The 13,450-nt window shown below is 71.7% G+C and carries 12 protein-coding genes and 4 pseudogenes; 6 read left to right on the forward strand and 10 right to left on the reverse strand.

Features of this window, described 5'->3' with window-relative positions; translation table 11 throughout:
• Positions 1–5: 5 nt before the first annotated feature.
• The gene (locus ACIPYQ_RS28335; protein ID WP_401256482.1) at positions 6–650 is read left to right on the forward strand and encodes a GNAT family N-acetyltransferase; all 645 of its coding nucleotides are present in this window, start codon (positions 6–8) and stop codon (positions 648–650) included.
• Entirely contained in the window at positions 647–1,561 is a 915-nt protein-coding gene (locus ACIPYQ_RS28340) for a PaaX family transcriptional regulator C-terminal domain-containing protein (protein WP_401256484.1), read from the forward strand. The genes ACIPYQ_RS28335 and ACIPYQ_RS28340 overlap by 4 nt, the downstream gene beginning before the upstream one ends.
• A 100-nt stretch (positions 1,562–1,661) precedes the next feature.
• Here ACIPYQ_RS28340 and ACIPYQ_RS28345 read toward each other — a convergent pair whose 3' ends face one another.
• From ACIPYQ_RS28345 to ACIPYQ_RS28355, 3 genes and pseudogenes are all read right to left on the reverse strand, one after another.
• Positions 1,662–2,918, reverse strand: a complete 1,257-nt coding sequence (locus ACIPYQ_RS28345; RefSeq protein ID WP_401256486.1) for an RICIN domain-containing protein — start codon at positions 2,916–2,918, stop codon at positions 1,662–1,664.
• A gap of 34 nt (positions 2,919–2,952) precedes the next feature.
• A pseudogene (locus ACIPYQ_RS28350) lies at positions 2,953–3,796 on the reverse strand (alpha/beta fold hydrolase).
• The gene (locus ACIPYQ_RS28355; RefSeq protein ID WP_401256487.1) at positions 3,793–4,593 is read right to left on the reverse strand and encodes an inositol monophosphatase family protein; all 801 of its coding nucleotides are present in this window, start codon (positions 4,591–4,593) and stop codon (positions 3,793–3,795) included. Before ACIPYQ_RS28355 ends, ACIPYQ_RS28350 begins: the two are co-directional and overlap by 4 nt.
• A 141-nt stretch (positions 4,594–4,734) precedes the next feature.
• Here ACIPYQ_RS28355 and ACIPYQ_RS28360 point away from each other — a divergent pair, with 141 nt between their 5' ends.
• Positions 4,735–5,745, forward strand: a complete 1,011-nt coding sequence (locus tag ACIPYQ_RS28360; protein ID WP_401256489.1) for an Lrp/AsnC family transcriptional regulator — start codon at positions 4,735–4,737, stop codon at positions 5,743–5,745.
• Between the two features lie 415 nt (positions 5,746–6,160).
• Here ACIPYQ_RS28360 and ACIPYQ_RS28365 read toward each other — a convergent pair whose 3' ends face one another.
• The 3 genes from ACIPYQ_RS28365 to ACIPYQ_RS28375 all read right to left on the reverse strand — a co-directional run bounded on the left by ACIPYQ_RS28365 (position 6,161) and on the right by ACIPYQ_RS28375 (position 8,550).
• Positions 6,161–7,060, reverse strand: a complete 900-nt coding sequence (locus ACIPYQ_RS28365) for a hypothetical protein (protein ID WP_401256491.1) — start codon at positions 7,058–7,060, stop codon at positions 6,161–6,163.
• A 177-nt stretch (positions 7,061–7,237) separates the two neighbouring features.
• Positions 7,238–8,206 carry a DUF1648 domain-containing protein gene (locus tag ACIPYQ_RS28370; RefSeq protein WP_401256492.1) on the reverse strand — a complete coding sequence of 323 codons (969 nt, stop codon included), beginning with the start codon at positions 8,204–8,206 and terminating at the stop codon, positions 7,238–7,240.
• Complete coding sequence (locus ACIPYQ_RS28375) at positions 8,203–8,550, reverse strand: GntR family transcriptional regulator (protein ID WP_401256494.1); 348 nt, start codon at positions 8,548–8,550, stop codon at positions 8,203–8,205. Before ACIPYQ_RS28375 ends, ACIPYQ_RS28370 begins: the two co-directional genes overlap by 4 nt.
• Before the next feature lie 119 nt (positions 8,551–8,669).
• Here ACIPYQ_RS28375 and ACIPYQ_RS28380 point away from each other — a divergent pair.
• Together ACIPYQ_RS28380 and ACIPYQ_RS28385 are read left to right on the forward strand one after the other, a co-directional pair.
• A pseudogene (locus ACIPYQ_RS28380) lies at positions 8,670–8,923 on the forward strand (phosphotyrosine protein phosphatase); the annotation flags it as partial.
• Positions 8,924–8,960: 37 nt separating this feature from the next.
• Positions 8,961–9,851 (forward strand): annotated as a pseudogene (locus tag ACIPYQ_RS28385) (NAD(P)/FAD-dependent oxidoreductase); the annotation flags it as partial.
• Positions 9,852–10,031: 180 nt separating this feature from the next.
• Here ACIPYQ_RS28385 and ACIPYQ_RS28390 read toward each other — a convergent pair.
• The 4 genes and pseudogenes from ACIPYQ_RS28390 to ACIPYQ_RS28405 form a co-directional block, all read right to left on the reverse strand.
• Positions 10,032–10,364: pseudogene (locus ACIPYQ_RS28390) on the reverse strand (CNNM domain-containing protein); the annotation flags it as partial.
• Positions 10,270–11,157 (reverse strand): universal stress protein, encoded by an 888-nt coding sequence (locus tag ACIPYQ_RS28395; RefSeq protein WP_401256496.1) that lies wholly within the window; start codon positions 11,155–11,157, stop codon positions 10,270–10,272. The pseudogene ACIPYQ_RS28390 and the gene ACIPYQ_RS28395, both read right to left, overlap by 95 nt.
• 124 nt (positions 11,158–11,281) lie before the next feature.
• Positions 11,282–12,214 (reverse strand): M56 family metallopeptidase, encoded by a 933-nt coding sequence (locus ACIPYQ_RS28400; protein ID WP_401256498.1) that lies wholly within the window; start codon positions 12,212–12,214, stop codon positions 11,282–11,284.
• A gap of 5 nt (positions 12,215–12,219) precedes the next feature.
• Entirely contained in the window at positions 12,220–12,621 is a 402-nt protein-coding gene (locus ACIPYQ_RS28405; protein ID WP_401256698.1) for a BlaI/MecI/CopY family transcriptional regulator, read from the reverse strand.
• Positions 12,622–12,838: 217 nt separating this feature from the next.
• Here ACIPYQ_RS28405 and ACIPYQ_RS28410 point away from each other — a divergent pair, with 217 nt between their 5' ends.
• On the forward strand, positions 12,839–13,414 hold the full coding sequence (locus tag ACIPYQ_RS28410; RefSeq protein ID WP_401256500.1) for a TerD family protein: 576 nt from the start codon (positions 12,839–12,841) through the stop codon (positions 13,412–13,414).
• Positions 13,415–13,450: the final 36 nt, after the last annotated feature.

Consider the following 13,450-nt stretch of genomic DNA (forward strand, 5'->3'; position numbering starts at 1 on the left):
GAATCATGAACACAGCAGTCGTCATCCGGCGCGGCGTACCGCACGGAGCCGAGGACCAGGTCGCAGCCCTGTACTGGGAGGCTTTCGGCCGCAAGCTCGGGGCCGCCCTCAACCCGCCCGAGCACGGCCGGGCCTTCATCGCCCGCCACCTCCACCACGACCGCGCCGTGGTCGCCCTCGCCCCGGACGGGCAACGGGTGGTCGGGGTGGCCGGGTACCGGCTGGGCGGGCGCGGACTGACCGGTGGGACGGTGCGCGACGTACTGTCGGCCTACGGGCTCTTCCGCGGGCTGCCCCGGCTCGCCGTGCTGGCCCTGCTCGAACGCACCCCCGAGCCCGGTGAACTGGTCATGGACGGCATCGCCGTCGACCCGGCCGGGCGGGGCAAGGGCGTCGGCAGCCTGCTGCTCACCGAGATCGCGGCCGTCGCGGCCGAACACGGCTGCTCACGCGTCCGCCTGGACGTCATCGACGTCAATCCGCGCGCCCGCGCCCTGTACGAACACCACGACTTCGACGCCGTGCGCACCGAGCAGACGCCGTACCTGAAGGGCCTCATGGGCTTCGGCGCGGTGACTACCATGCATCGGGCCGTCGCCGCCCGTCCTGGCGACGGCACCCCCGGCAGCCTCGAGGAGCAGCAGCGATGACCAGCGGACACTCAACGGAACCGGTCGCGCCCGAGATCGGGACCAGGACGCTGGTGTTCGCCCTGGTCCGTGAGGACGGCAGGGTCGACGCCGGCGAGCTGTACGCCGTCGCCGAGGCCCTCGGCATGACCGACCAACAGGTCCGGCTCTGCCTCAAACGGCTCATCGCCGAAGGCCGGTTCACCCAGGAGGGCCGCGGCCGCAAGGCCCGCTTGCTGGCCACCGCCGACCCCACCGGAGCCGTCGCGCCCGACGTGGAGTACGTCCGCCACGCCTACCGGCAGGACCGGGGCCTCGCCCCCTGGGACGGGACCTGGCACCTGTTCGCCTTCGCCATCCCCGAGACCGCCCGGCAGGCCCGCGACGCGCTGCGGGACACCCTGCTCCACCTCGGCGCGGCCCCCCTCCAGGGCGGGCTCTACGTCAGCGCCAACGCGATCGGCGACATCGTCGAGGCGCACGCGCGCCACCTCGGGGTCCTCGCCTCCCTGACCCGCCTGACCAGCCGGGACCTGCGGCTCGGCGAGGAGGGCGAAGCCACCCGGCTTGCCGCCCGGCTCTGGCCGCTGCCGACGATCGCCGCACGGTACGAGGAGCTGGCCGCGCTCGCCTCGGCCCGCCTGACCCGGCTGTCCGCGCCGCGACCGCCCACCGGCATCGAGCGGCTGACGTATGCGATCGAGCTCGCCGCGGCCTTCACCACCGCCATGGAACCCGACCCGCTCCTGCCCCCTGAACTGCTAACCCAGCCCTGGCCGGGCACCCGCGCCCGCACACTGGCCGCACAGTGCTGGGAAGCCCTCGCCTCCGACGACGAGGAGGACCCCGGGCGGCTGCGGCTGTTCCGCCTCTACGGCGACATCGCCACCTCCACGGGCCCAGTACGGCCGCCAGAGCTCGATGAAAGGTGATCAGCACAAGCTCCGGCGGACGTTGAGCCCGGAGGCCCTCTCCGGACCGCGGCCAGTCATCACACCCGACTGGCCGGGACGCGGGGTTGGGGTCGTCGGGTCAGGCATCGCCTCCCTGCGTGGGGCCGCCGGTGACGGTGATCTCGTCGAGGTGCCACTGCTGTGCCGTGTTGGAAGCGGCGCAGGCGCGCAGACGCAGGGGTTCGCCGTTGGCGGTCGCGGTGAGGCAGCGGCCGTTGTGGGCGATGATCTGGTGAGTGCCTCCCGAGGCCGGGCGCAGGGTCCATTCCTTGTTGTCACCGCCCTGGTTCCAGGCCCACAGCTGTGCGAAGGCGGCGTCTCCGTCGAGGGTGCGCTTGGAGTTGTTGTTGGCGTTGAGGACTTGTGCGCTCTCCGCGGCGACGGCGAGAGACCACTTGCCGTTGTTCCGCTTGTTCAGGGTCCATTTCTGCCAGACCGATGAGGTCCTGGTACGTGCGTCCACGCGGGTGCCGTTGCCTGTGCGGCCCCGGTACGGTTCGGCGACCAGGCCGGTCTTCTTGTTGCGCAGGACGGTGTAGCTGCCGGGGCGCAGCAGCGGTGGGCTCTTGGGGACCCCGTTGCCGACTCGTTCGGCGGGGAGGGCGGGGGCCTGGGCGTTTCCGGGGTCGCTGGGGATTGCGGGTGTGCCGGGGGTGAGGGGGTCGCCCGGGTCGGTGGGCTGTGCGGGGATGCCGGGGCGGTCTGGGGCCGGTGAGAAGGTGACGAGGGCGTCCTGGTGGGAGCAGGTGTTGAAGACCGAGGGTCCGCACTGCCAGGTGCGGGTTCTGGTGCTGCGCTGCCAGTAGCCGCCGAAGGCCCAGTTGAGGTAGCCGCCGTCGAGCTCGTTGAGGAAGGTGCCGCCGCCTTTGAAGATCCAGACGTGGTAGTTGTATTTCGCCTTCGAGAAGTCCGGTGGGAGCTCGTAGCGGAGGTCGAACTCGGTGGCCACATCGGTGAGATCGGCGTGGTAGGCGGTGCGGCGGCTGGTGTGGATGCCGTACTCGTCCCATTCGTCGGTGTTGAAGATGACGAAGTTGTGGCGGCCGTCGAGCGCCAGTGAGATCTGCCGTGTCAGTTCCTCGACGAAGACGTTGCGCAGGTGTCGGTTGTGCGCGGAGTTCTCGGCCACCGCGTTGACGCAGCCGATCAGGGTGGCGGTTGTCTGCGAGTCGAAGGGGTTGCCGGCGAGGCCGGCCGCGTCCTTGCACAGCCGCTGGGCGGGGCTGTTGGGATCGTAGTCGTCCGCGGCTGCGGGCGGGGCGGCCAGCAGGGCGAGCGGCAGCACGGCGACCGTCGGGAGCAGCGCGAGGCGCTTGCGGCGTGCGGGTGTGGGCATGTCGTCTTTCCTTCTCGAGACGTGGCGCAACGGGTCACGCTGCGAGGAACGGGTTCAGGAGGCTGAGGAGGGCTTCGGGGCGGTGGAGGGGGATGATGTGGCCGCAGTCCTCGATGACGTGGCCGGCGAGGTCGTCGGCCAGGGGTCGCAGTTGGCGGGCGAGGGCGTCGCCCACGGGGTGGGCGCCGATGGCCAGGGTGGGGACGGTGAGCCGCCCGTCGTCGGCTGCGCGCCGGATCTGGCCGGCGCTGGTGGGCAGTGCCCGGTAGTACGAGAAGGCGCAGCGCAGGGCCTCGCTGCCCGTGTAGGCGTGGACGAACGCGTCCCGGATGTCCTTGCGCACCCCCTTGTCCCAGGGTGCCGGAGTCGAGGAACCAGTCGATGTAGTCGGCTTCGTGGCCGGTCAGTACCGTTTCCGCGAGGCCGGGGACCTGGTGGAATCCGAACCACCACGGCGGTCCGCCGGTCAGGAACTCCTCGGCGCCCGGCAGGGATCCCAGCAGGGATTCCATGAGGACGAGGCGCCGGACGAGAGAGGGGCGGCGCATGGCCATCAGGAAGGCGGGCGGGGCGCCGGCGTCGATGCCGACCACCGCGGACCTCTCGCCAAGCGCGTCCAGGAGGGATTCGGCGTCGGCCGCGAGGGTGGCTGCATCGTAGCCGTCCGCGGCCCGGGTACTGGCGCCGAAGCCCCGCAGGTCCGGCGCGATCACCCGGTATCGGCCGGCGAGTACGGGCAGGACGTCGGTCCACAGCTGCCACGTGTGCGGGAATCCGTGCAGCAGCAGGATGGCCGGGCCCTCGCCTGCCGTGGCCACGTTCAACTCGATGTCACCCACCGGGATGCGGTGCAGTTCCACTGCGGGGCCGCCGCTCACGCGGCGTTGTGCACGGGGGCGGCGGCGAGCACGCGCAGCACGTCGGCGTGCAGGGCCGCAGGGGCGGCGACGAAGCTGGTCGACGCCGGCGTCCAGGCCTTGCCCTCGGCGTCGGTGACCAGCGCTCCGCTCTCGCGGGCGATCAGTGCGCCCGACAGGAGGTTGTTCGCGTCCTCGCCGTACTCCCAGAAGACGTCCACGTGACCGGATCCCACCTGGGCGACCTGAAGGGCCGTCGGGCCCAGGTTCCGCACGGCCAGCGTGTGCCGGAGCATCGCCGTCAGCGAGGCGCCCGCCTTCTCCGGTTCCCGGTTGTACGGGGGCTGGCTCGTGCACGCCAGTGCCGCCGCCAGGCTCTTGCCCGAGGTACTGAGCAGACGGCCATTGAGATGAGCGCCACCGCCTTCAACCGCGGTGTAGAGGAAGCCCAGGTGTGGCGCGTCCAGCACGGCCAGCACGGGACGGCCGTCAGCCACCAGAGTGACGGTCACGCCCCAGTACGGCAGCCCCTGGAGGAAGTGCACCGCCCCGTCGACTGCGTCGCACACCCACTGCTCCCCGGTGGACGCCACCGCCGTGCCGATCTCGTCCGGCGCCCACCGGGCCTGCGGCCGAAGGGCGCTGAGCCGCTCGCGCAGCAGCTCCGAGGCCGGCGCGTCGACCATCCGGAACACCGCGATCACTCCGTCGACGTCCAGTCCACCCAGTGCGGAACCGGTATGACGGGCGGCCACGAAGGCACCCACCTCCCGAACGGCCTTGACCACCTGGGGCAGCAGTTCCTGGAACTCTTTCATGCGTGACTCCTTGACCTATACGCCCCAACAGGCGTTCGTCCGGGCCGGCCTCGGCGTGTGTGCGGCCGGCTGGCACCACAACTACGCGACCGGAAACGCAAGCGGTCCAGCACAGGCAGAATGTGGCGGACACTGGACTCCATGGAGATCAGACCTGCGGATTCCGGCATCCCGCTCGACACACTCGACCGGCGCATCGTCGGGGCGCTGCAGATCGACGGCCGGGCGGAGATCTCCCGCATGGCCGCGGTCCTGGAAGTCTCCCCTCGCACCGTCACCCGCCGACTCCAGCGGATGCAGCGCGCAGGGGTACTCCGCGTGGTGCGTACGACCGGAACGGCGCAGGCGGTCGGCGCCACCGTGCTCCGCGTGCGGGTCCTGCGCGGGAAGGTCGACACCATCGCGGAGTCGTTCGCCAGGCGCCCGGACGTACTCACGGCGGACATCGTCCTGGGCGGCGAGGAGATCAACGTCGTCCTCACCGGCGGCCCTCTCACACGCGACCGGCTGCTCCACCACCAGCTCCCCGCCACCGGCGCCGTCGTCTCCACCACCGCCCACAGCGTCCTGCACGTCTTCGCCGACGCGGCGCACTGGCGCGCCGACGCCCTGACCTCCGATCAGATCGCCGCCCTCGCCCCGGCCCCCGCAGGTATCGGGGCGTTCGCGACGGACGCGCTCGACGAGCGACTGCTGGCACTCCTCGGCAAGGACGCCCGCCTGCCGCACGCCACGCTGGCCCAACTCGCCGAAACCCCGGAGAGCACGGTCCGGCGCCGACTGCGCAGACTGACCGACGCCGGAATGCTGCGGACCCACGTCGTCATCGATCCCCGCCTGCTCGGCATGGACATCGACGCCGCGCTCTGGCTGAACGTTCCCCCCGCGCGCCTACGGGAAGTCGGCGACGCCTTGGCCGCGCACCCCCACACCCACGCCGTGGCGGCCACCACCGGACCCGCCAACCTGATAGCCGCCGTGTACTGCCCCGACCTGGCAGCCCTGTTCGCCTTCACCACCGACGTACTCGGCCCCCTCGGTGTCACCTCCGCCGAGACAGCGATCATCTCGAGAACAGCCAAACCCGTCGGAGCACAGCAGCTTCGCCCCCTGTCCCCATCACCCGCGCCAGCACCGTCACCACGCTCCTGATCCCGCGCTGAATCCGCGTGAACGACTCGCGGGTAGAACCGCCCGTTGAACGGCTCCAACGCAGCCGGGTGCGCGGCCCGCCAGGGCAGGCGGCCTCTGAGCGGGAGCCACAGGCGGCCGAGGACCACCCATCGCCCCCAGGCGTGCGCCGCGACCCCGAAGGCGAGCCCTATGACCGGACCGGTGACGAGCATGGCCTTCAGCCCACCCAGCACCCCGGCCGTGACCACATACCCGCACCCCACGGTGCAGGTCTGCATCAGCGTGTGCGCGCGGTTGCCCGCCAGGAGTTCCCGCGGCGCGACGACAGCATCGATGGCGGGACGGGCCATCATCCCGGAGCCGACGCCGACCATCGCACCGATGGTCAGGCCGAGTGTGAGCCGGTTCCCCCACGGACCGAATGACCGGTCCATCAGCGTGCCGATGAGGGCGATGGCTCCTCCGCCCGCGCCTCCGCCTCCGCCTCCGAAGCCAGTCCGATCGCACGGCGGCGGAAGCGCCCGCCCTCCCCCCGGCCCCAGCTGGACAGCGCGCTACCAAAGGCATTGCCGGCCGCCGCGACCGGCGCCAGGGCCCACCAGCCGAAGTCCTGTCCGCTGTGCGCGAGGAAGCCGAGCCGGTGGATGGCGAGTTCGGCCCGATGCTGTCGCAGTCGCCCGCGTCGCCTGGCGGCCCCGCCCGGTCCGGTGGTCCCGCCCGGTTCCTGGCTGCCGGTGCGGTAGACGTCGTCGACCCACTGGTCGAGGAGATGCTGCTCGAGCACCGCTGCCGACCCGAACCGGCGTACATCCAGGAGTACGTGGGGGTCGCGGTCGCCGCTGTATACGGTCCGAGCCAGCCCGGTGATGAGCGGGGTGGCCGGCGCCGAGCGGACCGCCGCGCACCCGGGTGCGTCCGGTGCCTGACGGGCCTGATCCAGTACCGCGCTCCACCGGCGGCCGGCCACACCCGGTATACGGGGCAGATAGCCGGTGAGGTCGTCGGTGGTGAGGTCTTCCAGCGTGACCACTGCGGCACCGGAGACGGGGCCCGCGGTCCTCACCGCCGCCATGTAGGGATCCGGCAGGCTTGTCAGCACGAAGGGCAGCTGCCCGCAGCCGTGGATCTGCCGCAGCAGGTCGGTGTGCGCGGCGGCGCCGATCTCGTCGAAGCCGTCCAGGACGGGCAGGATCAGTTCGGGCATCCACCAGGGCCCTGGCGAGCGTGCCCACGCCTTCCGGTGCAGGGCGCCGAGGCCCCGGTAGTGCCCCGCGAGGGCCCCGGCGAACCAGGCGCGCAGGTCGCTGTCAGCGGAGAGCTTCGACCCCGGCAAGAGCTTCGCCGTAGGGATACTCCGCAAGATCACCCCGGTACGGACGGCCGTCCGTACCGACACCCAGGGCGCTCACGGCGGGTCGGCGTACGTCCGGGGCACCCGTACGCGGGCCGAGCGGCGGTTTGGCCAGCGCCTGCCGAGGGCTGCCCCAGCCGCAGGCGGCACCGTCCGGGCTCAGGGACGTCCGGCCCGCATTCCGGTCAGGGAGTTCAGCAGCGCGGCACCCCGTTCGGCGTCGTTCACGCTGACCGCGAAGTCCTTCCCCTTGGCCCGGACCACCAGGCACTCACCGGTCCGCAGCATGACGGTCGTTCCCAGCCCGCTCAGGCGGTAACCCCAGCCGCCCACCTGCGCCGGCGTCCGGGTCTCGACGCGCGCCGACTCGATGTCCGCCGCCGCCCAGCGCCGCACCGGCCATGCGAGCGGGCCGAAGGCCACCTCCAAGCCCCGCCCGGTCACCCGCACCCGCACAGAGGAACAAGTGAGGACGGTCAGCGAGACCATCGCGAGCGGCACGATCAGCATCCACATCGTTTCCGTCAGGCCGCTGAGCCCGATGAGCAGTGCGGAGGACGCCGCCACCCCGACGACGGCAGAGATCAGGCCCAGCCACGGATTCGCCGTACGGGAGAGCCACACCCGCCGCTCACCTGCAGGTATGTCCATCCGTGGCCCCTCGCCGGCCGCCCCCTCCGCCACCCAAGGCCGGTGGCCGACCCGAGCCACGGCCAGACCGGCCGCCAGGCTCGCGGCGACCGTCACCACCGCCCCGACGGTCACCGAGTCCGCGTCGCGCCACTCCGCGGCATAGAGATTCGCCCGGACGACCGACACCTGCACCCCTGCCAGCAGCACGCCGCCCGAGGCCAGCACCACCGTCGTCCACCCCCGCGCCGCCCGCCAGAAGACGGCGCCCGCGACGAGCACCGCCCAGATCACGGCCGGCACCACCACCACCGCCCACAGCGGCAGCGACCCGTCGGGCTCCCCCGAGCCGCCCCAGTGCGTCGCCAGCCGCTCCCTCAACCCCCTGCGCACCGTCAACGGCAACACCACGAGCAGGGCGAGGATCCCGGCCGCCCACGCGGCCTCGCCCCACGAGGCCCCATCCTTCGAGCCACCACGGTCGTCGCGGTCCTTCACTGCGCCTCCTTGATCATTTCCATGAGATCGCCCTTGCTGTAGCCCAAGCGCGCTCCGTCGGCCACCAGCTCCCGCACCCGCTCCATCAGCGCGGACCGGCCGACGGCCCCGCCGGCCACGGTCACGCCGCGGCCGCGCCGGAACTCCAGCAGCCCTTCGTCCCGCAGCGCGCGCAGCCCCCGTAGGACGGTGTTCGCGTTGACGCCGAGCGCCAGCGACAGCTCCCGCGCCGGGGGAAGCCGGTCTCCCGGCGCACACTCCCCTTCGGCGATGGCCCGCCGGATGGCCCCCGCCACCTGCTCGTGCAAGGGGCGATTGTCTGCGATGTTCAGCCTCAGCAACATGATGCCAATGAAACTAGCACCATCGGCTCTATTTGGCATCCATCACGCCGCCCCATGGGCTCGCGGGCACGAGGCCGCCCCCGGACCGGACCGGCGCTTGAGCGTGTCCGAAAGATCGCGTGGCCGAGCTGGTCATCGACATCTCCGGCCAGAAGCCGAAGGTCCTCACCCCCGAGGCCGCCAAGGCGTCCGACGACACCATCACCATGGGATGCGGGGACGCCTGCCCGTACTTCCCCGGCAAGACCTACCTCGACTGGCAGCTCGAAGACCCGGCCGGCCAGGGCGTCGAGGCCGTACGACCCATCCGCGACGAGATCAAGGGCCTCATCGAGGCCTGATCGCCGAGATCGACGCCAAGAAGCAGGCCTGACCCCGTGACCGACGCGACGACCACCACCGGTGACGGCATACGCAGCGTCGTCGTCATCGGCTCCGGCCCCGCCGGATACACCGCAGCCCTCTACACCGCCCGCGCCAACCTCCACCCCCTCGTCTTCGGCGGTGCGATCTTCGTAGGCGGTTCGCCGACGACCACCACAGAGGTAGGGAACTGCCCCGGCTTCCCCCAGGGCATCGACGGCCCGGTCCTCACGGAAAGCATGCGGGCCCAGGCCGAGCGCTTCGGTGCCGAGATGATCGGCGACGACATCGTCTCGGTCGACCTGACCGGCGACATCAAGACCGTCACCGACTCGGAGGGCACGGTCCACCGCGCGAAGGCCGTGATCATCACGGCTGGCTCCGGCTACCGCAAGCCCGGCCTGCCGAAGGCAGGAGGACCTCTCGGGCCGCGGGGCGTCCTGGTGCGCCACCTGCGACGGGTTCTTCTTCCGCGACCGCGACGTCGTCGTGGTCGGCGGCGGCGACACCGCCACGGAGGAAGCCACCTTCCTCACCCGCTTCGCCCGCTCGGTCACCATCGTCCACCGCCGCTCGACCCTGCGGGACTCCCAGGTCATGCAGAACCGAGCCTTCGCGGACGACAAGATCGCCTTCCTCTTCGACCGCGAGATCACCGAGCTGGAAGACAAGGAGGGCAAGCTCTCCGGCCTCGCCGTCCGTAACGTGCTCACCGAAGAGGTCCAACACCTCGACGTGACCGGCCTGTTCATCGCCATCGGCCACGACCCGCGCACCGAGCTGTTCACCGAACAGCTCGACGTCGACGGCGAGGGATACCCCAAGGTCCACTCCCCTTCCACGCGCACCAGCCTCCCCGGCGTCTTCGCCGCGGGCGACGTCGTCGACCACACCTACCGCCAGGCCATCACGCGGCCGGCACCGACTGCTCCGCGGCCCGCCGACCGTGCGCTGGCCGAGCACGCGAAGCCCCAGGCATACCCGGAGGCCATCGAGACGGCGCACGCCGACTTCGCCGCCCTCCAGCAGCGCGACCGCAGCCCCGCGTAGTTACTCAGCGCTACACGCCACCTGGCCGTAGTTATACGAGAACCGGGCCGATGCCCCTGGATCGTGGCCAGATACCGGTTGGGGTCCGCGGCGAGGCGGGCCAGCCGGGCGGCGCCAGCGCCGCCTCGGCGGCGAAGCTTGCGGAGCTGGCTTTCGCGCAGCGAGATGAGGGCGATCTCGGTGCCCGCGAGCAGGGCGTTGACCACGATCAGCGCGGCGATGAGGGCGAGATCCCACACGTGGTTCACGGCGCATGCCTGCGCTCCATGGCTGTGTTCTGGCCCTGCGGCCCGGTGCGGATGGGCGTCACGGGCCCGAGCGCAGCACGGTGACGGGGCAGTTGGCGTGATGCAGGACGGCCTGACTGACCGAGCCCAGCAGCAGGCCGGCGAATCCGCCACGTCCGCGCGCGCCCACCACCATCAGCTGGGCGCCGTCGCTCGCCTCGATCAGCGTCGGCCGGACCCGACCCCGAACGACCTGAGGGCGTACGGTCACCTCCGGGTACCGCTCGCGATGCCCGGACAGCGCCTCGGCCAGCAGCCGCTCCTCGACCGCCCGTAGCTCGTCAACGTCTCCGATCAGGTCCACCAGTTCCACGGAATGATCCGGGCCGCTCTCGCCGTGATCGCTCCACGTGCTCCAGGCGTGCAGGGCCACCAGTTCACTGCCCCGCATCGATGCTTCGGCGAACGCGTACGCGATCGCGCTCCGGCCCTGAGGGGAGCCGTCCACCGCCACCAGCACAGGCCCCTCGGGCTCGGGTCGGCCGCGTACGACCATCACCGGGCAATGGCCGTGTGCGGCGAGGTGGACGGCCGTCGATCCCAGGAGAAGCGCTCTGATGCCGCCCGAGCCGCGCTGGCCCACCACGATGAGCTGCGCGGTCCGTGACTCCGCTTCCAGGGCCGCCACCGCCTCTCCGGGCATGACCGCACTGGTGGCCCGCACTCCCGGGGCCGCGGACCGGGCCCGGCCGACGGCCTCGTGGAGCAGGCGCTCGACCGACTCCCGCACGCCCCCGGCGGGCGGCCCGAGAGGCGAGGTCCCGGGCGGGACGTGCATGGCGGGCCAGATGAAGGCGTGGACCACATGCAGCTCGGCGCCTCTGAGCAGTGCCTCGCGGGCGGCGGCGTCCACGGCGGCCATGGCGGAGGGCGAGCCGTCCACCCCGACCACGACCGGACCGGACATCGCCCCGCCTCTCCTCACCCACAGCCCCTCTGCCGGGACTGGGCGCGCCGTGCGCCTTCCCAGCTTCTCCCGCACCCCACACCCGCGCCACCAGCAGCAGCCGCGTCAGACACCGCCCTCCAGGTCACAGGGGTGTGGCGGCGTGGAGGATGAAGAACAGGGTGACGGCGGAATTCGCCGAGGACAGCGCGGACACCGCCGTGCCGGCCGCCGCACCCCACGTGGCCATGCCCACCGCGGTGAACACCGACGGCCAGCGACTTGAAACCGGGGCGGGCTCCAGCAGAGCGGCGACCCGGCTCGGCACCGGCCCCGCCGCCGCGAACGAGGCCAGCGTCGCCAGCGGGGCGCCACGGCTGATCAGCGCCGCCTTCCCGATCGCCACCGCCACCGTACGGCGGCTGCCGACCTTGGCCGCCGCCTCCTCGTCGGCCCACCGCTCGGCGGTATAGGCCACCACCGACCTCAGGGGCCGCAGGAACGGGTTCGCGCGGGCGGCCAGCTGCACGGCCAGCAGGAACCGGTGGTGGCCCCCGGTGAGGTGGGCGCGCTCGTGGGCGAACAGCGCCCGGCGCTCGCCGGAGGTCAGCGCGGCCAGCATTCCCGTACTCACCACGATCCGGTCCCGGCGAGAGCCGGGCAGCGCATACGCGTACGGAACCTCATCGCGCAACACGGCCACCGGGGTTGCGGGCAGCCCGGCAAGAGCACGCCGGCTGGATCGGCGCACCCGCCGGTGGCGCCACGCCGCGGACGCACACGAGGCGATCACCGCGAGGAGGGCGGGGATGGCGGCCTTGCCGGCGACCTCGTCGTACGGGACCGCTTCGCGTACCTCGGGATCGGACCAGCCGTCCGGCAACGGGTTGCCGGGCAGCTGCGCGGTCCCCACCACCATCAGCAGCGCCAGGCACAGCGTGCTGCACACCGCCAGCACCGCCGCGGCGCCGGTCAACAGCCACGTTGCGGTACGCGGGTGCAGATGATGCCCGGCCAGCCGCGCGATCGGCCACGCCGTTAACGGCAGCACCAGCGGCAGGAACACGAAAACCCCCATGCCACTCAGCCTTCCCCAGCCTCGGACGCCTTGCCCAGCAGTTCCCGCAGCAGCTCCTCGTCCCCGGGCGTGAGAGCGGTCACGAAGCTGGCCAGCACGGCCTGCCGGTCACTCTCGGCGTCCAGGACCTTCCGCATCCGCAATGCAGCCAGTCCCGCCTCGTCGGCAACCGCCGTCCACTCGAACGACCGGCCCACCCGCTCCCGGGCCACAGCACCCTTGGCCTGCAACCGGGTCAGGATCGTCATCACCGTCGTGTAGGCCAGGCCGCCTCCGATCCACTCCTGGACCCAGCCCGCGGTGACAGGCCCCGGCGCCTGGCACAGTGCGGTGAGCACCTGGCTCTCCAGTTCACCCTGCCCCCGGCGGCGGGACAGGTCGGCACCGCTCGTGTCTTTCACCGTCATGCCGTCAACCTCCCGCCTCATGGCCTCACCCGACGTGGCGTGGCGGTTCATCGTACTGATCCACCGGCTTACTGTTCGGCGGTCCGCGGGCAGCCCGCGAAGCCGCCACGCCGACCGAACACCCACCAATATAGTTCTACAGTGTTGTAGATTCGGATTGATCCGACGGTACGGCGTGCCAGCCGGGGCCGCGGGGATATCGAATGGGAGCCACGACATGGGTGTGAGCCTGTCCAAGGGCGGCAACGTCTCGCTGAGCAAGGAGGCCCCGGGCCTGAGCGCGGTCCTGGTGGGGCTTGGCTGGGATATCCGGACGACGACCGGGGTCGACTTCGACCTCGACGCCAGCGCCCTGCTGGTGAACGCGTCCGGGAAGGTCCCCTCCGACCAGCACTTCGTCTTCTACAACAACCTCAAGAGCCCCGACGGCTCCGTCGAGCACACCGGCGACAACCTCACCGGCGAGGGCGAGGGGGACGACGAGGTCGTCAAGGTCGATCTCGCCACGGTGCCCGCAGAAGTCGACAAGATCGTCTTTCCCGTATCCATTCATGACGCCGAGGCCCGCGGCCAGAGCTTCGGCCAGGTGCGGGGTGCGTTCATCCGCGTCGTCAACCAGGCCGGCGGGACGGAGATCGCCCGCTACGACCTCTCCGAGGACGCCTCCACCGAGACCGCCATGGTCTTCGGAGAGCTCTACCGCAGCGGCGCCGAGTGGAAGTTCCGCGCCGTCGGCCAGGGGTACGCCTCCGGCCTGTCCGGAATCGCCGCGGACTTCGGCGTCGGCGTCTGAACAAGCTCGTGGGGACAGGGGTGGCCCGACGGGCTG

The sequence above is a fragment of the Streptomyces sp. NPDC090045 genome (assembly GCF_044747975.1).
Taxonomy (GTDB): domain Bacteria; phylum Actinomycetota; class Actinomycetes; order Streptomycetales; family Streptomycetaceae; genus Streptomyces.